This window comes from Vibrio sp. 1401 (assembly GCF_033340295.1).
In genome coordinates this window covers 1-22,133 of record NZ_JAWOWF010000028.1, presented here as the reverse complement: position 1 = coordinate 22,133, position 22,133 = coordinate 1, and the positions used below count along the sequence as shown (strand labels likewise).

Annotated in this window: 19 protein-coding genes and 1 pseudogene; 5 read left to right on the top strand and 15 right to left on the bottom strand. The window is 45.4% G+C overall.

Features of this window, described 5'->3' with window-relative positions; genetic code table 11:
- Positions 1-69: 69 nt before the first annotated feature.
- From R7Z77_RS14850 to norV, 4 genes are all read right to left on the bottom strand, one after another.
- The gene (locus R7Z77_RS14850) at positions 70-948 is read right to left on the bottom strand and encodes an NAD(P)-dependent oxidoreductase (protein WP_213903451.1); all 879 of its coding nucleotides are present in this window, start codon (positions 946-948) and stop codon (positions 70-72) included.
- Between the two features lie 184 nt (positions 949-1,132).
- Positions 1,133-1,471: a DUF1971 domain-containing protein gene (locus tag R7Z77_RS14845; RefSeq protein ID WP_005375231.1), complete on the bottom strand. Its 339-nt coding sequence runs from the start codon at positions 1,469-1,471 to the stop codon at positions 1,133-1,135.
- Positions 1,472-1,514: 43 nt separating this feature from the next.
- Positions 1,515-2,663, bottom strand: a complete 1,149-nt coding sequence (gene norW, locus R7Z77_RS14840; protein ID WP_318136729.1) for an NADH:flavorubredoxin reductase NorW — start codon at positions 2,661-2,663, stop codon at positions 1,515-1,517.
- An 8-nt stretch (positions 2,664-2,671) separates the two neighbouring features.
- Complete coding sequence (norV, locus tag R7Z77_RS14835) at positions 2,672-4,174, bottom strand: anaerobic nitric oxide reductase flavorubredoxin (RefSeq protein ID WP_064354898.1); 1,503 nt, start codon at positions 4,172-4,174, stop codon at positions 2,672-2,674.
- Positions 4,175-4,364: 190 nt separating this feature from the next.
- Between norV and norR the strand changes: the two genes are divergently transcribed.
- The 4 genes from norR to azu all read left to right on the top strand — a co-directional run bounded on the left by norR (position 4,365) and on the right by azu (position 8,510).
- Positions 4,365-5,897, top strand: a complete 1,533-nt coding sequence (norR, locus tag R7Z77_RS14830; RefSeq protein WP_064354899.1) for a nitric oxide reductase transcriptional regulator NorR — start codon at positions 4,365-4,367, stop codon at positions 5,895-5,897.
- A gap of 399 nt (positions 5,898-6,296) precedes the next feature.
- Entirely contained in the window at positions 6,297-6,815 is a 519-nt protein-coding gene (locus tag R7Z77_RS14825; protein ID WP_054578641.1) for a hypothetical protein, read from the top strand.
- Between the two features lie 256 nt (positions 6,816-7,071).
- Positions 7,072-7,722: an HAD family hydrolase gene (locus R7Z77_RS14820; RefSeq protein WP_054578640.1), complete on the top strand. Its 651-nt coding sequence runs from the start codon at positions 7,072-7,074 to the stop codon at positions 7,720-7,722.
- 335 nt (positions 7,723-8,057) lie between these two features.
- Positions 8,058-8,510 (top strand): azurin, encoded by a 453-nt coding sequence (gene azu, locus R7Z77_RS14815; protein ID WP_005375211.1) that lies wholly within the window; start codon positions 8,058-8,060, stop codon positions 8,508-8,510.
- 226 nt (positions 8,511-8,736) lie between these two features.
- Here the strand turns inward: azu and R7Z77_RS14810 are convergent, their stop codons facing one another.
- The 6 genes and pseudogenes from R7Z77_RS14810 to R7Z77_RS14785 all read right to left on the bottom strand — a co-directional run bounded on the left by R7Z77_RS14810 (position 8,737) and on the right by R7Z77_RS14785 (position 14,614).
- The gene (locus R7Z77_RS14810; protein ID WP_017635301.1) at positions 8,737-9,087 is read right to left on the bottom strand and encodes an ethanolamine utilization protein EutQ; all 351 of its coding nucleotides are present in this window, start codon (positions 9,085-9,087) and stop codon (positions 8,737-8,739) included.
- Entirely contained in the window at positions 9,084-10,400 is a 1,317-nt protein-coding gene (locus R7Z77_RS14805; protein ID WP_213967610.1) for an NAD(P)/FAD-dependent oxidoreductase, read from the bottom strand. The genes R7Z77_RS14810 and R7Z77_RS14805 overlap by 4 nt, the downstream gene beginning before the upstream one ends.
- A gap of 12 nt (positions 10,401-10,412) precedes the next feature.
- The gene (locus tag R7Z77_RS14800; protein ID WP_240703664.1) at positions 10,413-11,696 is read right to left on the bottom strand and encodes an NAD(P)/FAD-dependent oxidoreductase; all 1,284 of its coding nucleotides are present in this window, start codon (positions 11,694-11,696) and stop codon (positions 10,413-10,415) included.
- Positions 11,685-11,846: pseudogene (locus tag R7Z77_RS14795) on the bottom strand (rubredoxin); the annotation flags it as partial. The pseudogene R7Z77_RS14795 and the gene R7Z77_RS14800, both read right to left, overlap by 12 nt.
- Before the next feature lie 157 nt (positions 11,847-12,003).
- A complete protein-coding gene (locus R7Z77_RS14790; RefSeq protein WP_005375192.1) occupies positions 12,004-13,425 on the bottom strand; it encodes an aldehyde dehydrogenase family protein in 1,422 nt (473 codons plus the stop codon).
- 1 nt (position 13,426) lies between these two features.
- Entirely contained in the window at positions 13,427-14,614 is a 1,188-nt protein-coding gene (locus R7Z77_RS14785; protein WP_005375185.1) for an aromatic ring-hydroxylating oxygenase subunit alpha, read from the bottom strand.
- Positions 14,615-14,933: 319 nt separating this feature from the next.
- On the opposite strand from R7Z77_RS14785, the gene R7Z77_RS14780 reads away from it, so the two are divergent.
- Positions 14,934-16,670: a BCCT family transporter gene (locus tag R7Z77_RS14780; protein WP_031778888.1), complete on the top strand. Its 1,737-nt coding sequence runs from the start codon at positions 14,934-14,936 to the stop codon at positions 16,668-16,670.
- A gap of 94 nt (positions 16,671-16,764) precedes the next feature.
- On the opposite strand, the gene gcvA is transcribed toward R7Z77_RS14780, so the two are convergent.
- From gcvA to R7Z77_RS14755, 5 genes are all read right to left on the bottom strand, one after another.
- Positions 16,765-17,691 carry a transcriptional regulator GcvA gene (gene gcvA / locus R7Z77_RS14775; RefSeq protein WP_017635307.1) on the bottom strand — a complete coding sequence of 309 codons (927 nt, stop codon included), beginning with the start codon at positions 17,689-17,691 and terminating at the stop codon, positions 16,765-16,767.
- A 247-nt stretch (positions 17,692-17,938) separates the two neighbouring features.
- Positions 17,939-19,303, bottom strand: coding sequence for a TrkH family potassium uptake protein (locus R7Z77_RS14770; protein WP_025768536.1), 1,365 nt, complete (start codon positions 19,301-19,303; stop codon positions 17,939-17,941).
- Position 19,304: 1 nt separating this feature from the next.
- Entirely contained in the window at positions 19,305-19,958 is a 654-nt protein-coding gene (locus R7Z77_RS14765; protein ID WP_025768537.1) for a potassium channel family protein, read from the bottom strand.
- A 151-nt stretch (positions 19,959-20,109) separates the two neighbouring features.
- Positions 20,110-20,808 (bottom strand): response regulator transcription factor, encoded by a 699-nt coding sequence (locus R7Z77_RS14760; protein ID WP_025768538.1) that lies wholly within the window; start codon positions 20,806-20,808, stop codon positions 20,110-20,112.
- Positions 20,805-21,848 carry a DUF4118 domain-containing protein gene (locus tag R7Z77_RS14755; RefSeq protein WP_162171731.1) on the bottom strand — a complete coding sequence of 348 codons (1,044 nt, stop codon included), beginning with the start codon at positions 21,846-21,848 and terminating at the stop codon, positions 20,805-20,807. Before R7Z77_RS14755 ends, R7Z77_RS14760 begins: the two co-directional genes overlap by 4 nt.
- Between the last annotated feature and the right edge of the window lie 285 nt (positions 21,849-22,133).

Here is a 22,133-nt window from a genome sequence, read left to right as displayed (position 1 = left end):
TATGATTAACTTAGATTTCTTTAAGCTCTTTGATACCAAAGAACTGTTTATCTATTACTGATTCATCAACTACTGATTTTTAGCTACCGCTTTGATCAGTACTGATGTATCCATGCGACCTAAACCATCACGTTGAAGGTCTGCGTATTGCTCATCCACTTTCTTAGTCAGTGGAAGTTCTAGACCCACTCGCTCAGCTTCTTGCAGACAGAAACCTAAGTCTTTGCGCATCCAATCAATAGCGAAGCCAAAATCGAACTTGTCTTCAGCCATCGTATTTGCGCGGTTTTCCATCTGCCAAGAACCTGCAGCGCCATGCTTAAGTGTTTCTACAACTTGAGCAATGTCCAAGCCTGATTTTTGTGCTAGCAACAAAGCTTCACTCAGACCTTGTAAAACGCCTCCAATACAGATTTGGTTTACCATCTTACAGCGTTGACCCTGACCGTTTTCACCCAGTAGCGTCATCTGCTTCGCGTACACATCCATCGCCGGAGAAACACGGTCAAAAATGCTTTGTTCACCACCACACATGATGGTTAGAACACCATTTTCTGCGCCCGCTTGACCACCAGAAACTGGCGCATCAATAAAGTGATTACCGTACTTAACACACGCTTCAGCCAGCTCAACCGCTAGGTCTGCAGAAGTGGTCGTGTGATCGACTAGCACTGCGTCCGCTTTCAAGCCGACCAGAATGCCCTCTTCACCGTAAACAACGCTACGAACGTCATCATCATTACCCACACAGGTAAAAACGATGTCACAGCCTTCCGCCGCTTCACGTGGTGTTTCACAAGCTACGCCTTGGTATTCTTCAGCCCATTTGTAGGCTTTCGCTTTTGTGCGGTTGTATACTTTGGTTTCAAAGCCCGCTTTACTTAGGTAACCAGCCATTGGGTATCCCATCACACCCAGACCAATAAATGCTACTCGTTGTTTTTCCATTGCACGCTTCCCTTAGTTCACCTGACTGAAATGTTTCGTAACATGCTACTAAAGAATTGAAATCATTACTCGTGATTTCTCTTTCCACGGTCTCGATGATCCAGTGTTTCAGTTCGTTTATTGCGCCTTCTACACCCCTTTACTTGACGATTAGCATAACAGTCAAAGCACTTAAAAAGGTTTACTACTGCTTAGCATGGAACATCGCTTGCCCACTCTTGTCCTTATTCGACCAGAAATTGATGTTGAACTGAGCATCATCGCTCATCTCAATGCGGTGCCAGTACTGCGGTGGACTTGTAGCAAACTGGCCTGCATTAATCACCACCACTACTTCTGCTTCTGTGGCATTTTCATCAGCAAAGCCGTAGTAAGTCACTTGCCCTTCCATGACGCACAGTTGTCCAAACACTCCCTCAGCGGTATTGTGATGAGTCAGTAGCGCTGGTGGCACATTGTCTTTAGTGAAGAAAGGTGTTGAACGTTGAACAGTCCAGTCTTTAGGAATTCGTAGATGCGACATAATGATACCCTCTCTCAATTACAATTCTTTTCGTTTAAATCGGTTAAGCCTGACCGGCTTGAGACAACTCTCGAAGTAATGGAAATGCTTGCGTAACTTGTTCTCCCGTCACAACGAAGCCCATGAGTCGGCTATTTTCATCTTCTGCTTTCGCGGCAATGCCAGTTTGAGAAATCTGCACGCTCCAGTTCGTCACCGAACTAAAATCGCCTGCCAATTGAATTGGGTAGCTCGGCGTTTTGACCTTTAACATCATGGGCGGTAGTTTCAACTCTGCTTCTTGCCCCAGTAGTTGTTTGCCCAAAGCATTGGCACTTAGCACGATCGGTTGGAGGTACGGCATCATTCGACCTTGGATCTCAGCACAATCGCCTAATGCGAACACATTGGCTGCTGATGTCTGTAATCGAGCATCCACCTCGATGCCTTTGTTCACGCTCACCCCACAAGCCTTCGCTAACCAAGTGTTAGCACGTAAACCCGCAGCTGAAATCACTACATCGGCTTCGATTTCCTTACCTTTGCTCAAGCTTGCCACCAGCGAATCATCCGAGTGATTGATCGCGACAACTCCAGTCTCTAAGGCAAGTTGAATACCTTGCTGCTTAAGTTGATTCTCCAGCCGCAATGCAACAAATTCAGGAATCAAGTTAGCGAGCAAACGGGGATTTGGCTCAACCACCGTAACGGCTTTACCACTGGTTGCGAGATCCATGGCGATCTCGACGCCGATCAAACCACCACCCATTACTAGAATTCGTTCCGCGCGGCTAATTTGCTCTTCCGCTAATTGATATTCTTGTAGCGAGTTCAGCGTTATCACCTCAGGTGCTGCACCACCAGATATTGGCGGCACAAAGGCTTTCGCGCCTGTCGCAAACACCAGTTTGGAATAAGGATAGGTTTGGCCGTTGGCGACCACTTGCTGAGCTTGCACGTCGACATGCTCAACCTTGGTATGGGCAAACAGTTCGATGTTGTGTTCCTGTGCAAACGCCTCACCACTTTTAACTACCAAGTCTCGGGCAGTTTGCTTGTTACTAAATACATGACTCAAATCGGGCTTGTTGTATTCCGCGCCATCATCAGCAGTAAACACTTGCAGCGGAATATGTGCGTCCATTCGACGCACTGTTTTCACCAATTGGTAAGCCGCAAAGCCGCTACCAATAATCACAATAGGTGCTTGCATATTCCCTCCTAACCGTTGTATTCAACGAAAACGTCTTTACCTAAATGGCATTCTGGGCACAAGAAGTAATCTGGCACTTCCGACCAAGCTGTACCCGGTTCAACACCTTGGTTAGGCTCGCCTTTAGCTGGGTCGTATACCCAATTACAAACCGTACAAACCATGCATTGACAATCTGCGGGATGCGCCTCAGTACTAGGGTTGCTAGGAGCAGCATCTACTACCGCTGGTGTTGTCACTGGCGCAACGGGTTGTGATTGAACTTGTGGTACAGATGCAGTAATCGCAGGAGAAATAACAGGACTTGTCAGGTCATGCTTTGCCCACAATTTTGCGATGTTCTGACCATGTTCGCGACATTCACGCATCGCTTTACCATCTGGTCGCCATTTGGTTTTCAAGCTCACTGCGGTTTCAAAACCTGCGTCAGTCAATCGAGCATGGATACGATCCACCGCGCCACCATTCCAACCGTAACTACCGAATGCTGCGGCCTTCTTCGCTTTAAAGCGCAGACCGGTAATTTCTTCTAGCATGCCTGCGATCTTCGGCATCATGACGTTATTCATGGTTGACGAACCAACCAAGATGCCTTTTGAGCGGAATACATTGGCGAGAATTTCATTCTTATCATGCTTAGAGACATTAAAGACTTTGACCGCCACGCCAGGGTCGACATCGTGAATGCCTTGCGCGATTGCATCGGCCATCATTCGGGTGTTGTTTGACATAGAATCGTAGAAAATCGTAATGCGATCTTCTTGATAATTGTCTGCCCATGCTAAGTATTGCTCGATGATTTGAACTGGATTATCGCGCCATACAATACCGTGTGACGTAGCGATCATGTCGACAGGCAAATTAAAGCTCAGCACTTCTTTGATTTTTGCGGTTACCAAGCTGCTAAATGGCGTTAGGATGTTTGAGTAGTAACGCAAACACTGTTCCATCAACTCATTTTGATCCACTTCATCATTGAATAAGCGTTCATCGCAGTAGTGCTGACCAAATGCGTCGTTACTGAATAAAACTGCATCGCCCGTTAGGTAAGTCATCATACTGTCCGGCCAATGCAGCATCGGCGCTTCCACGAAGACCAATTGCTTACCGTTACCAATATCAATGCTATCGCCCGTTTTTACGGTTTTGAAGTTCCACTCAGGATGGTGATGATGACCCACAATCGAATCAATCGCCGCTTCTGTACAGTAAATTGGCGTGTTCGGAATCTTCTCCATCAATGCCGACAATGCGCCTGAGTGATCTTCTTCTGCATGGTTTACTACGATAAAGTCGATAGACTTAAGGTCGATTTCCATTTCTAAATTTTGGATGAATTGTTGACTGAATCGATGATCGACCGTATCAATCAATACGGTTTTCTCTTCACGAATTAGATAACTGTTGTAGCTGGTACCTTTTGTCATTTTGTATTCTGTACCGTGGAAGTCTTGAACTTCCCAATCGCGTTGACCTACCCAGTGAATGTTGTTTTTTACGTGAATTGTCATAATTACTACCTTGAATGACGGGATAAACAAAAATAATTTCTTCTTGTATTGCACCGGGCGTGCCAACTTTTAATTGCTATATATTTCAACACGTTAATTAAAATCCAACTTTAATAAGTGTCATTTAGACACAGTTGAAAATTGTCATCAAGACACTACAATAGTCATATTGACACAATCGGTATTGGCTATGACTTCTTTAATCGCGCAATGGCTACACATCACGCAAGACCTTAACTCGGCGCTCACTCAACAGGCTCGCTTCGATACGTTATTAACCACGATTCGAGATGTATTGAAGTGTGACTCTTCAGCCCTTCTTTTGTATGAAGACCAGCACTTTAAACCTTTAGCGATCAATGGATTGGCGAAAGAAGTGCTTGGACGCCGTTTCTCCATTGAGCAGCACCCAAGGTTAGAAGCCATTGCCCGAGCAGGCGACATCGTGCGCTTTCCCTCTGACAGCGACTTACCTGATCCATACGACGGCTTGATTCCAAACCACGATGACAAACTGCATGTCCATTCCTGCATTGGTTTACCTCTACTGATCGACGATCAACTGATTGGTGCCATTACGATTGACGCCTTCGATCCCAACCAATTTGATGGGCTACGCAACCAAGAGTTACGTTTTGTCAGCGCGTTGGCAGCAGGTGGCCTACACACTGCACTCCTACTAGAACAACTAGAGACGCAAGCGAGCCTGCCACGTGATTCTTACGCCGAGAAACGCACCTTAAGTAACGAAATCATTGGTAACTCTCAGGGTATGAAGAATCTTCAAGAGCAGATTGATGCCGTCGCCGATACTGAATTGTCTGTGTTGGTCATGGGAGAAACGGGCGTAGGTAAAGAGTTGGTTGCCAGCGCTATTCACCATCGTTCTAGCCGCTCTAGCAATACTTTGGTTTACCTCAACTGTGCGGCGCTGCCGGAGTCAGTCGCGGAAAGCGAGTTGTTCGGCCATATCAAAGGCGCATTCACAGGCGCAATCAGTAATCGTAAGGGTAAGTTCGAACAAGCCGACGGCGGCACACTGTTTTTGGATGAAGTCGGCGAACTGTCGTTAGAGCTGCAAGCCAAGTTACTTCGAGCTCTACAATACGGCGACATTCAACGTGTGGGTGATGACCGTCATATTCGAGTCAACACACGCATTGTCGCCGCCACTAACCGCATATTGCATGAAGAAGTGACTGCTGGTCGCTTCCGAGCCGACTTGTATCATCGTTTAAGTGTCTTCCCGCTTCATGTTCCACCTCTTCGTGAACGTGAAGACGATGTGGTATTACTCGCAGGCTTTTTTGCCGAACGCTTAAGAAGCAAATTGGGATTGAACAGCATTCGTTTGTCCCCCACTTTAGTGCAAGCACTCAAAGACTATTCATGGCCAGGCAACGTGCGAGAGCTTGAGCATGTAATTAAACGTGCCGGTGTTTTGGCAAAAGCACGTACTCACGCCATAGACATTGAGTTGGTTGAGCAAGATTTTGATATTCGAACGCCGAATCAGAACATCAAGAATGTTGAAGAAACGGAGCAAAACTCTCAGCTTGAGCTACCAGAAGGTGGATTAAAGCCTGCCACAGATGCCTTCCAAAAAGCGATGATTGTTCGAGCACTGGAAGAGAATCAAGGCAACTGGGCAGCAACGGCACGTCAGCTTGAATTAGATAACGGTAATTTACACCGCTTAGCAAAACGCCTAGGGATAAAATAGACACTAACGAATATCACCTAATATGGCATATTCATCGCCAAATAATGTGCCTGATGCCCAACCGCGCACTCAGCCCACCATAAGTAGTGGGCTGAGTGCTCAGATAGAATAGCCACCTAAGTTTGACGGTATTTTCTTCTAAATTTTATTGTCTTGAACCACCTCACAGATTTAATAACCCTTAACAATAAACACAATAATAGTTAAGGTATTTTTATGAGCTAGATCTAATAAAATTAAATATATAGTATTTATTTTAAGAATTTAAACTTTCAAAGTTCATCATAATAAATACAACCTCTATATATACACTTTACCTTCAAAAAACATCAAAATATAATCCCTTCGATAAAAAACACTTAAATGAATTTAACTGTATAAAAGTGAGGAGAATAAAATATGGGATATGGGGCGACAGTATATTCATTAGATACTGAAAAGGTTTTTAACGTACTAAAGAATGAGCGTAATCCAGAGCTAGAAAAAGCCATCATGGAAAGGTGTCAAGACTCCTTTAAGGCGATTAATGAAATGCTGGAAAGTAGTGGCGAAAGCATCCGAGCTGAAGAGCTTCTTATGCAAATGTTGTCTGAAGAGATAAAATACAGTCACTTGGGTTACGCCTATGCTTACTTGCTTGAAGCTATATGTAAGATAACTGGTTATTACTTATCCAATAACTCTTGGTATCCTTGCGATGTAAACGATTTCTGCGATATTCCATTCACTAATACCGATTATCCTATAAAATTCCCATTCCCTGACGATTTCCCTGTTGTTTTTATGATAAAAAATCAAGATATTCACCAAGATAACGTTGACTTCGGAGGCTTATCAGAGCAACAAATATCTGAAGTCAAGAGCTGGTACACTCATGCAGTCGTAAACAATCGTGACTTGGTATTATTTTATTATTAATAAATCATTCAATAGTTAAAATAACAATAGGATATTAATAAAACTCTAGCTTATATTAAGATAGAGTTTTATCTATTTAACTGAAATTTTTCTAATTTTAAAAACATTATATTTCACACCTAGTTTATAGACTCTGTGTATAGTGTGTTCAAAGGCAATGTGAACTCATAGGATCAAAATCAAGTTCTAATTTTTAGAAGAAAAACCGATCTGCTTGTGTCAAAATGCGCCATCCCAACCAAAAAGTCTTAATGTAATGAACTACCAAGCTGCTATTTTTGATATGGATGGTTTGCTCCTTGATACTGAGCGCGTCTGTATGCATATTTTCCAAGAAGCATGTGAAGCCCAGAACCTACCCTTCTATAAAGATGTTTATCTTTCAATCATTGGTCGCAATGCAGCGGGCATTGAAGTGATTTTTCGTAAAGCTTATGGGGATGATCTTGACCGCTTACACCAAGAGTGGCGCGACCGTTACGACGCTGTGGTTAAGCACCAAGCGATACCAGTAAAAGAAGGGGTGATTGAGCTGCTTGAGTGGTTGAAAAGCCAAGGGTTGCCAATTGCAGTCGCCACTTCTACAGCAAAAGAAGTGGCACAGAAGAAGTTGGAATTAGCGGGCCTAAGCAAGTATTTCGACAACTTAACGACAGGCTGTGAAGTGTCACACGGCAAACCTGAGCCAGAGATCTACCTGCTTGCAGCAAGTCGTCTAAGCGTAGATCCAACCAAATGTCTCGCCTTTGAAGATTCAAATAATGGCGTGCGTGCTGCTGTAGCAGCGAACATGATCACTTATCAAATTCCTGATTTGGTTGAGCCTTGCAACGAAATAAAACAATTAGGCCATACCGTCGCACCTTCACTGCATGATGTGTTGCACACGTTAAAGCAAACTCGCTAGGTCTACTTGTCGTCTGTTCTCTAGAAGCTCAGCAATTTAGCTGAGCTTCTTTCTTGAAACCTCTCCAATACCGTAAAACCAAACAATTCTGCCACCCGTTTAGAGAGATTATTTTCACCTTAACTCTGGCTAATCACGACTTTTGATTTAACTCACGCAATCGCATGAAATAAGGCATTTGAGTGATCAAATAGCGGAACTGACCAGTACAAGCTTGCAACAAAACGTCAATATACCGATTGAAGCACGTTTTTGGAGTGAAAATTGGCTGATAATGAGAACTATTGGATAAGATCAATCCAAGTCAGCCTAAAATACAAAATGGAGAGTGTTATATGTCTTTACGTTTATTAGCAACAACCTTCGCATTAGTAGGAATGAGCTTTGGTGCCCAAGCCAGTGCCGAGTGTGAAGTGTCATTAGATGCTAACGATATGATGCAGTTTTCTACTAAAACATTGAGCGTACCAGCCACTTGTAAAGAGGTAAAACTAACGCTGAATCACACAGGTAAGATGCCAGCGCAATCGATGGGTCACAACGTGGTCATCTCTGACACAGCCAACCTACAAGCAGTCGGTACTGATGGCATGGCAGCTGGAGCAGAAAATAACTACGTAAAACCAAATGATGATCGCGTCTACGCTCACACAAAAGTAATTGGTGGCGGTGAAAGCACCAGCATTACGTTCAGTACTGAGAAAATGAAAGCCGGCGGTGACTATTCATTCTTCTGTTCGTTCCCGGGTCACTGGGCAATCATGCAGGGTAAATTTGAGCTAAAATAAAAGATTCAGCCAAGCCAAAAGAAGACTCATTATAGGGAAGCCAAGGCTTCCCTTTTTGATAGATAAAATAGCAATTGAGAAAGGTCTAACACGTCTGGAAACGTGACCAAGAAACATAGCAAGTAAGAAACCCTTGCTCCACTGAGATTAAGTTCTTTTACGAAAACTCATGGGTAAAAATCGGATTTTTGTTTTGCCTTTCCGAAACACTACTAAATGATAAAAGTCATTCAATACCATGTAACTCTTTCCAGTTTCCTGGATGAACCACATAGCCGAACAGAGCATGCCCACCATAAACCAATTCAGTCCCTTCCGGTATCCACAGCATCTGACCTGGGTGCACAAAATGTGTTTCACCATTTGCGGTCAGCTCGAAACAGCCTTCAATCACGAAAATAACCTCATCATAAAGCACTGTCCAAGCCACTTTAGCGCCTTCCCATTTAGCAAAGCCTACGCCTATGTTTGGTGAAATTTCTGGGCTTAACGCCCTGGCAACATACGCCATTCCCGGCGTATCACCACGAACATTGAAATCTAGACTTTTACTATCAACAAGTTTGACTGGCTTCATAATTCACTCCGGCTTTGCCATTTTGCTAATTGGATACGCGTTTTTACTCCCAAACCTAAAAAAGGCTCTGGCGGATTCAAACAAGGCATTCCTGTCACTTGCTGTATGTCATCCAATGATTTAGATGTCGCACCAACGACATAGTCAGCTAACAGTGTTCCAGAAATGGTTCCCCACGCAGCACCAACACCATTGTCACAAGCGCTGGCATAAACACCTTCATCTAATTGACCGAAAAAGTTAGTAAAGTTACGAGAGATTGCATACACCCCACCCCATGTGTGAGTAAATGGTACGTCGGCCAGCTCGGGATAACGCGCCAGAAAGACTTGACGATGATCGTCTCGGATTTGCTCTCTGACTTTATCGTTCATGCTTGAGCCATATTTCGGCACGTGTTTGTAAGTATTGCGGATCAAAATACGTCGATCGGCGGTCATACGTAACGTCGTTCCCGCATGATCAGCTGGAGTTAACCCCCAATTCAGCTCACCTCCGTATCGTTGCATTTCTGCGTCGGTTAATGGACGCGTCCAGCTTGCAAACGTCATCACTGGAAGTAGTCTGTTTTTAAGATAACCAAACTCCCGAGTAAAAATGCTGGTCCCAAGCAGCAGTTCAGGGGTTTCAACAGAGCCACTATCTCCATGTAATACCCAGCAACCGTTTTCTTTACTGAGCTTGCGGATTGGCGAGTTCTCTAACACCTCGACGTTCTCTGGAAGGCTTTCCCCTAGCCCACGCACCAAAGCAGCAGGTTGCATTAAATAACCACCTGGCGTGTAAATTGCGCGGCTGTAGTAGTTGGTTCCCAAGACTTTCGCCAGCTCACTGCCATTAACATGGAAGTATGGTTCGCCAAGGTCTTTCATTAGGTGCTCAAAGTGATCGAGATACGCTTCACCGCGCGCCCCTACGGCTCCTTGATATTTGCCCTTTGCTGACCACTGACAAGAAATACTGTGCTTCGACACTAAAGTGTTTAGCTGAGCAATCGCAGAACGGTTGAGCGACAATAACTTTTGTTTGTGCTCAGAGTCGGGATGCTCAAGTGAAAACTTATGAGGCAAATCGATAACAAAGCCCGAATTTCTTCCTGAAGCCCCTTGGCCGATACGTTGCGCATCAATCAGTATAATTCGTGCATTAGGCATAAGTTCAGCTAAACGTCTTGCCATAGCTAGGCCTGCGAAACCGGCACCTAACACGGCATAGTCAGCACTTTGTTTACCTTTTAACGCCGATTTTTCTGGAATACTTGGCAACGCATGGTACCAACCACACGTCACGTCATCATTGGGTAAATGAATCATCTTTTTTCTCCGCTACGCTGCTGACAGTTTCAATGACAATTGATCTAGCCAAGGGCCGCGTAATGACTGTACTTTTCTTCCTAGCAACGCAAAACCGAGCATTGCTCCTTCTGGTGAATAAAACGCAGCGGTCAATTCATCTGCTTGGTTCTCAATGTACCATTGTCCCTGTTCTTCAGCGGCTACCGGGAAAATCGTGAGTGGAAGAATCGGCGTTTTTACAATCACTGGAGTTGGTGTTAAAGAGGTAGGCGTAATATCACCTAGCAAGCTTTTCGCTACGGAAGGAATCATTTGATTAATCGGCGCAATATACGGCTGCCAACCTTGCTCCGTTTCAACACAGTCGCCTAGCGAGTAAATACTCTCATCACTCGTCTGGCCGAATTGATTCACTTTAATGCCGCGGCCCACTTCGAGCCCCGCGCGCTCAGCCAGAGAAACATTTGGTTTGAGTCCAACCGCGCTTAGCACTAGGTCTGCTTCAATCTGCTTGCCACTGTTCAGATGTAAAACCGCACTGGATTCGGACCTTGGCTCGATTCTGGCGATACTGTCTTGTAGAGCCCATTGCACGCCTCGTTCGGCGAGTGCACTTTGTAATGATTCACCCAACTGTTGCGGGATCAAACGCTCCATTGGCCATTGACCCAACCCGATAACTGTCACTTCATAACCGCTTTCGATCAGGTCATTCGCGAACTCACAGCCAATTAAGCCATCACCTAGGATCGCGATGCGCTTTTTGTCTTGCAGCTCCGATCTGAAACGGCGGTAGTCAACTAAGTCGTTCACACTCATAACCCAAGAGCGATCGCCCTCAATTGGGATTTCAATCGGTGATGCACCTGTTGCCAGTACCAAGCGGCTGTAGGCGTATTTACCGATGGAGGTATGTAGCGTTGAATTGGCACGATCGATCTGTTCAACACGCGTATGCGGGTAAACGCGGATATTGAGACGGCTTTCCCACTTCAACGCGCTTTCACTTTGCAGCGCGTCGCCGTCTTTGTTCATGACCAACGCATTAGACAAAGCTGGTTTGCTGTACAAAGCGCCATCATCAGCGGTAAAGACGGTGATAGCAACCGTCTCGGATTGTGCTCTAAGTGCCGCCGCCAACTGGTAACCACTGTGGCCACTACCTATGATAACGATAGGGTCATTTGAGAATACAGGTTGAGTAACTTCAGATGGAAGAGGCTGAGCCGTATTTCGCTGAACAGACGCTTCTACCGACACCGAAGACACAGCTGCAACCTCTTCTAGTGGCGCATCGTCGGTGATTTCGATCATTTCAAAATCGGCCTTACCCACTAAACAGTCAGGACATAACCAGTCATCCGGTACATCTTCCCATGCTGTTCCTGGTGCAATGCCATCGGATGGCCAACCTTGTGCTTCATCATAGATTAAGCCGCAAATAATACAGAGCCACTTTCTCATCACTTATACTCCAACTACCTTGTTCAGAATTTCCGTGTTTACAAACCGCTGTCAGATTTGTTGTGATTCCATCAACCTCGCCCTAGCTTGTGGTCTGAAATCCAAGCCGGTACGAGGTGATGAAAATACAGTTACACGGTAGCTATACGTTGCTGTCTTACTGCAAACGAATGGCAATATTGCGTGTCTGGACGTAGCTATAAATCGCTTCTTGTCCTTTTTCTCGCCCAAACCCGGACAAGCCCACGCCACCAAATGGTGTTTCGATGCCACCAGCAAACCATTCATTGATGAACACTTGTCCACCACGCAGTTGCTGTGCCACACGCAATGTTTGGTTTAGGCTTTCACCAAAGACACCAGCGACCAGGCCAAAATCGGTGCCATTCGCGATTTCAACGGCCTCTTGCTCGGTTTCAAACGGTGTAATTACCAGTACAGGGCCAAACACTTCTTCTTGAGCAATACGCATATCTGGTGAGGCTTCAATCACCGTCGGTGCCACAAAGTAACCTGACAAATCAGGGGCGTACCCACCCGTTAGGATGTTCGCGCCGTCGGCTTTTGCTTGTTCTATCATTTCAAGCACGCGTGCTTGTTGATCAGCCGATACCAACGGTGTGATGTCCGGCTGGCTTTCGCCTTGACCAATAGTTAGGCTTTTTGCCATTTCCACTACCGCCGCTTTTACTTCTTCATAACGCTCTTTTTGAATTAGCAAACGAGACATTGCCGAACAAACTTGACCAGCGTTAAAGAAAATGCCGACTTGAACGCTTTGTAAAAGCGTTTCGAGACTCACATCTTTCAGTGCGATAGCGGCCGATTTACCACCCAGCTCCATCACAGATGGTGTGGCGCGTTGCGCTGAATCTTTCAGTATGCGTTGGCCGGTCGGCACAGAACCTGTAAAGACAATTTGATCAACGTCTTGATGCTGCACCAAGTGGCTGCCAACGACTGAGCCTTTGCCACATAGCAAGTTAATCGTGCCTTTTGGGAAGCCCGCTTTTTCAATCGCTTTAATCAACAACGTCATAGCGAGTGGGGAAATCTCTGGCGATTTGATCACCACTGCGTTACCAGCAGCTAATGCAGGTGCTAATGAGCGTGCACAAATAGAAACTGGGAAATTCCACGGCACAATCTGCACTGACACACCAAACGGCACATATTGGGTGAAATCGACATAATCTTTACCCAATGGAATTGACGTGCCTTCCAGCTTGTCGGCCATGCCAGCGTAGTATTCGAAGTAACGTGCCGATTCTAAAAACTCATCTTTGGCATCTTGCAAAGATTTCCCATTTTCACGGCAGGCAACTAACCCACCTTCATCAACCATTTCACGAATAGCCGCGGAGGCTTTTAACATCCACTCGGTTCTGACGGCTGGACGAACGTCCGAAAGAAGACCTTGCTTGACCACTCGACGTGCCGCTGCCATTGCGCGGTCGGCATCGGTGATAGTGGCTTCTGCAATCGTCGCATACGCTTCGGCTGTGCCAGGGTTAATGACGGTCAGCGCTTGCTCTGAATCGCACCACTCACCATCAATATAATTAAGGTAATGCATCATATTACTGCTCCAGTGCCGCTTTCACTTGCTTTGCCAACCAGGTTTGAAAGAAATGCGTCGGAACATCCATTTCTGGTGAGAACACACCACCACCAAAGCCAGGTGAGTAACGACCTTCCTGCATGCCCTCGACCGCTCCAATATCTTCGCCGAATACGACTCGCCATGACTCAACGGTAGCAGTACGGCACGCAGCGAACTCATCTTTCGTTGCTTCATCACCCACATAGAAAACACGTAGGTGCTCAACACTTTTATTCGCAGTGATTGGTTCAATCATCATTGCAAAGGCATGATCGGCTTGAATACCAAGCAACACGTTTGGAAAGAGTGCAACATATTCTGCATGACGCAGTTTATCTTCTGGCCAGCTTGGAAATTTAGGTAAGTGTGTTCCTGCAGTATCAGAGAGGTTGTATGCGAGACTACCTTGGCCAGCAAAACGCTCTGCAAACATGATGTTGTAGTGATCCTCTAGGCGAGAATAACTGTTCAAACTCGGATGCACCCAAGGTAAGTGGTAAGCTTCACAGTAGTTTTCTACGGCAAGCTTCCAGTTACTTTTCACTTCTATCTCTAAGTTGCCACCCATGTTCACGCGGCGAAGAAGCCCTAATCCTTCTTCACCTAAGAATTGCTGCCAACGTTGCTCTAGCGGCGCGATATGCTCTTCAAAGCTTTCTGCATTGCCCGATAAGTTGACGAATACCATGTCCATCCAAACGGCTGAACGAAGTGGCTTAAGGCCGTGCTTTTCACACTTAAATCGGTCATCTTTGTGTTTTGCGATACCACCGATGTGTGGTGTGCCTTTTAGATTGCCGTCAAGATCGTACGTCCATGAATGGTAAGGACAGCGAATCATGCCTTGAACTTCGCCTGCCTCATGAACCAGCTTCATACCTCGGTGGCTACACACGTTGTGGAAGACTTGGACTTCACCTTGACGATTTCTCATCATGAGTAGTGGAAGATTCATGAAATCAAGTGGCATTACATAACCATTTCTAAGCAGGTCTGATGCAAAACCAATACATACCCAAGTGTTACCAAACACCTGATCACGCTCAAAAGTAAAATACTCTTCGCTGGTGTAGGCCTGATTCGGCATTCCTGTTGCTTCACTGATTGGGTTCAGTACATTATCAACAAGTTCAACAGGAATAATGGTTTGGTTGACATTGCTCATATTCTTATCTCCGAGAGTCGAGTTGCATCCAGTGCGTACAACATCGTGTTGTGTTAGTGGAGATAATTTTGATTAACAACCCGGCAACAAACAAACGACTTTTTCGCCGGGCTTGGATGAGTTTTTGTCATTCATGCATTGATCTCGAACAAAAAAATAACCTTTTAATTAACAATGATCTTCTTGTCATGATTAATACTCATTAACCGATGAGTATTAATCAGTTGAAACACAAAAGCCCTCTCTCTACTCTCTTTCAAAAATTAACAATAACGCAACAAACAATAACGTTAAAACAAACGCACTGTGAGGGATGCCTATGAGAGCAACATCTGGGATATTGAAAGGACTCAATCCGACTGTGACAATCGCATCAAAGATCGTCGTTATCGGTTTTGTACTTTTCTGCGCCATTCTCGCCAATCAAGCGGGCCAATACTTCGAAACGATTTCCGGCATTTTGCTACAGAATATGAAGTGGTTTTACATCGGACTTGTTTCACTCGTTGTCGGTTTTCTTCTTTACCTTATGGTTAGTCGATATGGGCATATTCGTTTGAGTAAAGATGACGAAAAACCAGAGTTTAGTTATTTGTCTTGGGTATCCATGCTTTTTTCCGGAGGCATGGGGATAGGCTTGATTTTCTGGTCGGTCGCCGAACCGATGTGGCATTACGCTGACAACCCATTTACTCAAGGCCTGACCAATGAAGCCGCAACAACATCAATGAAACTGACATTCTTTCACTGGGGTCTACATCCTTGGTCTGTCTTTATCATTGTTGCACTCGCATTAGCTTACTTTTCCTACCGTAAAGATCTGCCTTTTACCCTACGCTCTATCTTGTACCCTTTGATTGGTGATCGTATTTATGGGCCTATCGGGCACACGGTTGATATCCTAACAGTCGCGGTGACTGCTTTCGGTATCTCTCAAACCTTGGGGATGGGAGTTATCCAAATAAACTCTGGTTTGAATCAAGCCTTTGGTCTAGAAATTAGTTTGGGGATTCAACTCTTTATTATCGTTTCCCTTTGTACTTGTGCGGTTGCGTCGGTGCTATCTGGTGTAGGAAAAGGTATTCGCCGTTTATCAGAATGGAACATGCTGCTTTCACTCGCACTCGTGCTAGTCGTACTTTACATTGGTCCAACTCGCTATATCTTAAATACGCTACTTGAAAGCACAGGGCTTTATGCACAAAACATTGTCGGTATGAGCTTATGGAGCGATGCACAGAATGACTCTGGCTGGCAAAACTGGTGGACGGCTTATTACTGGCCTTGGTGGATGACTTGGGCACCTTTCGTTGGCATGTTTGTGGCTCGTATCTCTAAAGGACGCACAATACGTGAACTTATCGGCGGTGCTCTAATCGTACCCACGCTGATCACGTTTTTATGGATTTCAGTATTTGGTGGTGCAGCGTTGAAGGTAGAGCAAGACGCTCGTGTTGCTCATCAAGAGCAAGTCACTGCGGCACAAGAAGCCAAACAAACACCACCTGCGGATTTTTCTGGCGGCCCGATTCTTGAAGCGACTAAAGCCGATACGACACGCGCTTTGTTTACGCTATTCGACAATCTAGATACAGGTATGTTTGGTAAACTACTTAGCGTGCTTGCGTGTCTATTACTCGGTACTTATTTCATTACCTCCGCAGACTCGGGTACCTTGGTTCTATGTACCCTCGATGCCGCTGGGCACAGTGAGCCTCCCACCTCTATACGCGTATTGTGGGGGATCATGATCGCAGCCATTGCGGGAGTACTTCTATACGCAGGAGGGTTAAAAGCAATGCAAACGGCCTCCATTATTGCCGGTTTCCCTATCGCCATTTTTATCGCGGTGATGAGCTTAACGCTGTTTCATAGTATTCGACGCGAACCTAAGCCATGGGCAATGCTTCCAGAGCATGTTCACCCAGAGCAAGAGAAACTTGATGGTCCTGTTGAACCGCTTGTTGAAAGCAAAACAGTGGTTTCCGAGCCTATTGCTTCAACATCCTCACTAAAAGATGATTCCACACTCAATCAGGGACCAGTACTAAGTTAGTGAGTCGTTTCATCAATCAATTAAAACAAAGCGGGAACTGGTACTCCCGCTTTTTTAACATGACCAAACTCTGTTATTTTCTCTGCTTATTGATTTAGGCTAAACCTCGATCACCCACCTCATCTGGCAACTGTTGCAAAAGCCACTCTCTAAAACGCTTGACGCTTGCTGGGATTAAACCTCTATTTTTAGGTTCAAGCATAGAGAAATTGGAAGGTGTTGAAAGCACGTGTTCGACTGGCCTAACTAAAGCACCGCTTTGTAAATAGTCGTCCACTAATGACCCCCAGGCTAACGCGATTCCCTGACCATTAATTGCCGCTTGTAACAGCATTGGATAGTTATTGATGTTCATGCGATTACGAGGCGAAATATTTGGCAATCCTACACTCGCAAACCACTGCTCCCAATTCACCCAATCTCTTTGAGACTCTTCCAGATAGAGTAACGTTTTATTGAAGATTTCTTCTGGCTTACTAGGCTGGCCGATTTTCTCTAGATAAAGCGGGCTACACACAGGGAATACTTCTTCTGAAAATAGCGTTGTCACGTCCATTTCCGCAGGTGGAGTGCGACAATAAAACAAGGCGATATCGCAATCTAATCGGCGTAAGTCCAACACATTATCTGAGGCCAATATCCTTATATCGATGTCATCATGTTCATTTTGAAATTGAGCAACCTTAGGCAACAACCACAAGGCTGCCATTGCATTTGTCGTCGCAACCGTGATCTTTTGTTCGCCCTGCCACTTCTTCACTTCACCCGTGATTTGAGCAATATCGAGCAAAGATTGGCTGACAGCTTGATAATATTGAAGACCTGTAGGCGTTAAATTAATGCTTCGATTGGCTCGCGTGAACATAGCCTTGCCTAAGTATTCTTCTAATTGTCTAATTTGGCGACTGATAGCACCTTGGGTCACGTTTAGCTCGTCAGCGGCTAATGTAAAACTCAAGTGCCGCGCCGACGCTTCAAACGCAACGAGGCTATTTAAAGGTGGGAGGGGTTTGATTTTCATGTATCTTCCAGTAAGGCAGTATTGTAATTATTTTTATTCCCGGCAATCTTATGTTGCACGTGGATAATGCCATTCTGGACAACACCTCAAAAACGACAATTTATAAATGATAAAAAATAGAGATGAATCATAAATTGTTGTGAGAGAGACTGCCGTATACAGTTTCGTGGCTACAACGAGCACAAAAAGAGGAGCAGTTACTCCTCTTTTGTCTAGCCTTTTGCTCACTTTGTACGAGTTAGCCCATTTACCCTATTGCCAGTTTAGTACTCGCGTAACGCGCTTTTTTCTTTCTTGGACTGGCTAAGAAGTACGCTAATGTAAGAGGCCCTAATCGTCCCATAAACATCATGAAGATGATCACTAACTCACCCGGTTCGGACAAACTGCCCGTTAAGCCTCGCGATAACCCAACCGTACCCAGTGCCGAGACCGCTTCGAACATAATGTCTAACATAGACGCTTTCTCTGTCAGTAACAGCGTGAATATGGCAAACCAAGTCACCCCCACCGAGATCAGAGTCAGCGCCAATGCCTTGCTGATGGTCTCTTTGGGAATCTCGCGTTGAAAGGCATAGGTTGCTTCATCGCGACGCAAATAGCTGTAAGTCGCCAAGACTAACACTATAAATGTCACAACTTTAATGCCACTTGCCGTACTCAATGATCCACCGCCGATAAACATCAACACCAGAATGATCGCCGTTGTGGCATCTTCCAACTGATCGATAGCTAAAGTGTTGAACCCTGCCGTTCTTGGCGTCACCGCTTGAAACCACGATGCCCACCATTTCCCTGCTTCGCTCAACGGGGCAAGCGTGTTGGGGTTGTCATATTCAATCAGATAAATCGCGATAAGTGCCACCACGTTAATGATCATCGTGCCTAAGATCATCATTCGACTGTAAACGGTGAGTCGATGCCAACGGCGATTGCGTTTTAAGTCAATCCAAACCGAGAAGCCTAAACCACCAATAATGAACAAACTGGTAATGGTGAAGTTAACGACCGGGTCGTCCACGTAAGGCATTAAGCTATCGGCACTCAACGCAAAACCTGCATTGTTAAACGCACTGATGGTGTAGAAGAAACCATGGAACAAACTGGTTTCCCAGCCCAGCTCTTCACTCCAATAAACGCTCAAAATAGTGAAACCAATAAGTTCAACGAGCAGAGCGAACATCAATACAGATTTAGCAGTGGCAATGAGTGTCGATGAATCAGTCTGGTTGAACGCCTCTCTCGCGACTGCTCGCTCCAAAAAGCCAATTTTTCCGCCCAGAGCCAGCAAGGTCACGATGGCAAACGTCATTAAACCTAGGCCACCACATTGAATCAGGAAAGCAATAACCACTTGCCCAAAAGGCGTAAACGCCGTGCCCGTGTCTACCACAACTAATCCCGTCACCGTAATGGCCGATGTCGCAGTAAACAGGCTTTGAATCCAAGTGATGGGCTCTGTGGTGGCAATCGGCAGTTTGAGTAAGACCGTGCCGAGCATGATCAAGCACGCAAAGCTGAGGCTAAGTATTAATGGCGGTGCGCCCAACAATTTTTTGCCCGCTTTGGGTTTTCGCTCGATTGGGATAATAGAGGGATGCCACAAAACCATGTTACACCAACCTTGGAGCGACGTATTTCAGCTCAGCGCGACTACCACAAAGCAACAGCGTGTCGAACTCATTAAGCACAAACTCATCATTGATATTGGTGTAGATGGCTTCTTCGCGCTTCACCAAGATCGGCTGAATGTTGTAACTGCCTCGGCTGATCAACTTAGAAAGCGGCGTATCGTGCAGATTGGATTTAACGTGGATTTCCACCACATACAAGCCATGCCCCATTTCCAAATAGTTGTTCACCATCGGATAGTTGAGTGCCTGTGCGACTCTTACGCCCATCTCCTCTTCCGGATGAATAATGCGTTGTACACCAAGCTTAGACACGATGGTGTGGTGTGCTTTGGTGCTCGCTTTGACCCAAATGGATTTCACACCCAGATTTTTCAGCGCCAGAGTACACAACAAACTGGCTTGCATGTCTTCGCCAATCGCCACCAACACCACATCACTGTTTGCTAACGCTAACTCTCTGAGTGCACCTTCGTCTGTTGCGTCACATATGACCGCTTGCGTTAACTCCTCGACGTATTTTTCGACGATTTTCGGGGCGCTATCCACCCCCGTTACGGTGTGTCCAAGATGAATAAGTTCTAAGCTGGCGGCAACGCCAAATCGCCCTAGACCAATTACTGTAAAGTGAGCCATATCAATACCTAACTGTGTTTTATGTATAGAAAATGCTAATGCGTTAAGGGCTAGACTGATTTTCCGTCACGGAAAATAGGCAACACGAATCCTGTTCGAGTGCCGATAACCAGCACTAAACCTTGGCATTAACGTTGATTAAATTTGGAATTTAGTGGTGCTTGGACGCCTCTAGCACTAAACGATAACCCAGCCCCGGCTCGGTTTTTAAAAGTCGCTGTTCGTCAGCACTATCGTTCAGTTTTTTGCGTAGTTGACTCACTAACACGCGTAAGTAGTGAGTATCTTCGACATGACTTTTTCCCCAAATCACCGCTAGCAAATGAGTTTGCTCAATGAGTTTTCCCGGCTTGAGAATCAACTGTTCAATGAAAGAAAATTCTTTCTTGGTGAGTGGAATTTCCCTCTGATCCAACCAAAATTGGTGGGTGCTTTTGATGATTTTGACTCGGCCAGCCACCAGCTCATCAGCGATGGATTTCTCATCCACCAAATCTCGAACCAGCACTTTGATGCGCGCGATGAGCTCTTTTACGCCAAAAGGCTTGCTCAAGTAATCATTCGCGCCCGCTTCTAAAAGGCGGATTTTTTCCTCTTCTTGATCGCGAGCCGTCAGCACTAGCACTGGCGTTTTATACGTCTGACGAAGCGTAGTGAGAAACTCCTTCCCATCGCCGTCGGGCAAGCCTAAATCTAGCAGAATGACGTGCGGCGAATGCGCTTCGAAACACGCTTTGGCTTCTGCAATGGTACTCGCGCCAATGTAATCAAACCCTTCAGCAGACAGCGAAATTCGAATAAAGGTATGAATGCGAGGCTCATCGTCCACGACTAAAACTTTGTAACTCACGCCTGCTCTGCTCCTGGATTGAGTGGAAGTCGAATGCGGATCAGCGTCCCTTCTGATACTGGCATAGATTGAATCTCTCCTTGGTGTGCGATGATGATGCCTTTGGCAACCGCGAGTCCCATTCCGGTGCCTGAATCGGCCGATTTGTTGTTCGCGTCGGAATAGAAAAGGCTGAATATTTTTTCCGCATCTTCAGCTTTGATGCCAATCCCCATGTCCCGAACATCAATCACGCACGACGAACCCTGCTTAGAAAGTGAAACCTCGACAGATTCATTCTCTGGTGAAAATCGCATGGCATTATCCAACACATTAAAAATCGCTTGCTCGATGAGCGAACGACTTACTGACAAATAATCAACGGAATCATCCATATTCATGGACACTTTCTCGGTGTAATTTGGCAAACGAGAAACCGCATCCCGAACAATATCTGCAATCAACTCATCTTTTTTGGTAATTTTTAATGTGCCGTGCTGGAGCTTAGTCGCCTGTAAGAGGTTCTCGATATATTGATGCAAGCGATGGCTTTCTGAAGTCGCACTGTCGAGCAATTCTTTACGCTCTAAGTCATTGAGCTTGGGCATGTACTCGTTGAGTGTGGTCAATGTTCCAATAATGGTTGCCAGCGGCGTGCGTAAGTCATGGGACACCGATAGCAGGATGCTGTTTTGCAGCTTGGTTTGTTTTAACTCGCCCTGCTGGCGACGATAAAGATCCGCAAAGGTGCTGGTGATAAATGCCACCACCATAAACACGACTAAATTAAAAATGTCTTCCGGACGAAACATCTGCAAAGAGTAACGAGGTGTCGTAAAAAAGAAGTTGAAGCTCAGCGCTTCGATCACCGCCGCCGCATAAGCGAATCGCGAGTTGCATTGAAACGCCACTACCACGACTGCTAACTGTAAAATCAGCAGGACGGCAGCCGTAGAGCCAAACAGTTGGTCTAACAACCATGAGACGACAACCGCGCCAACAATCACGGTAGTAGAAAAGAGAAAGGTGTTATCTCGCCATTGAACAAACATAAAATACATCAACCAAAATTCGATGTAGAAAACTTTAGCAAAAGCCCATTCGGAGTTCGCGTAAAAAAAGCGTAAAAAATTCAATAACGACAGTGAGTTATAAACATAATCATCATTAAGTTGGCCTAACTTAATAAATAATCACAAGTTAACGTTGCCCATTAACGCCTACTTACTCGGTATAAACGACAGACACAAAAAAGAGGAGCATTTGCTCTAATGCCGTTCACTTAAGGTGAGCGGCATTGTTTTTTCTAGGGTATCGGCTTGGTTTTTTCTTAACGACTCTAGGGA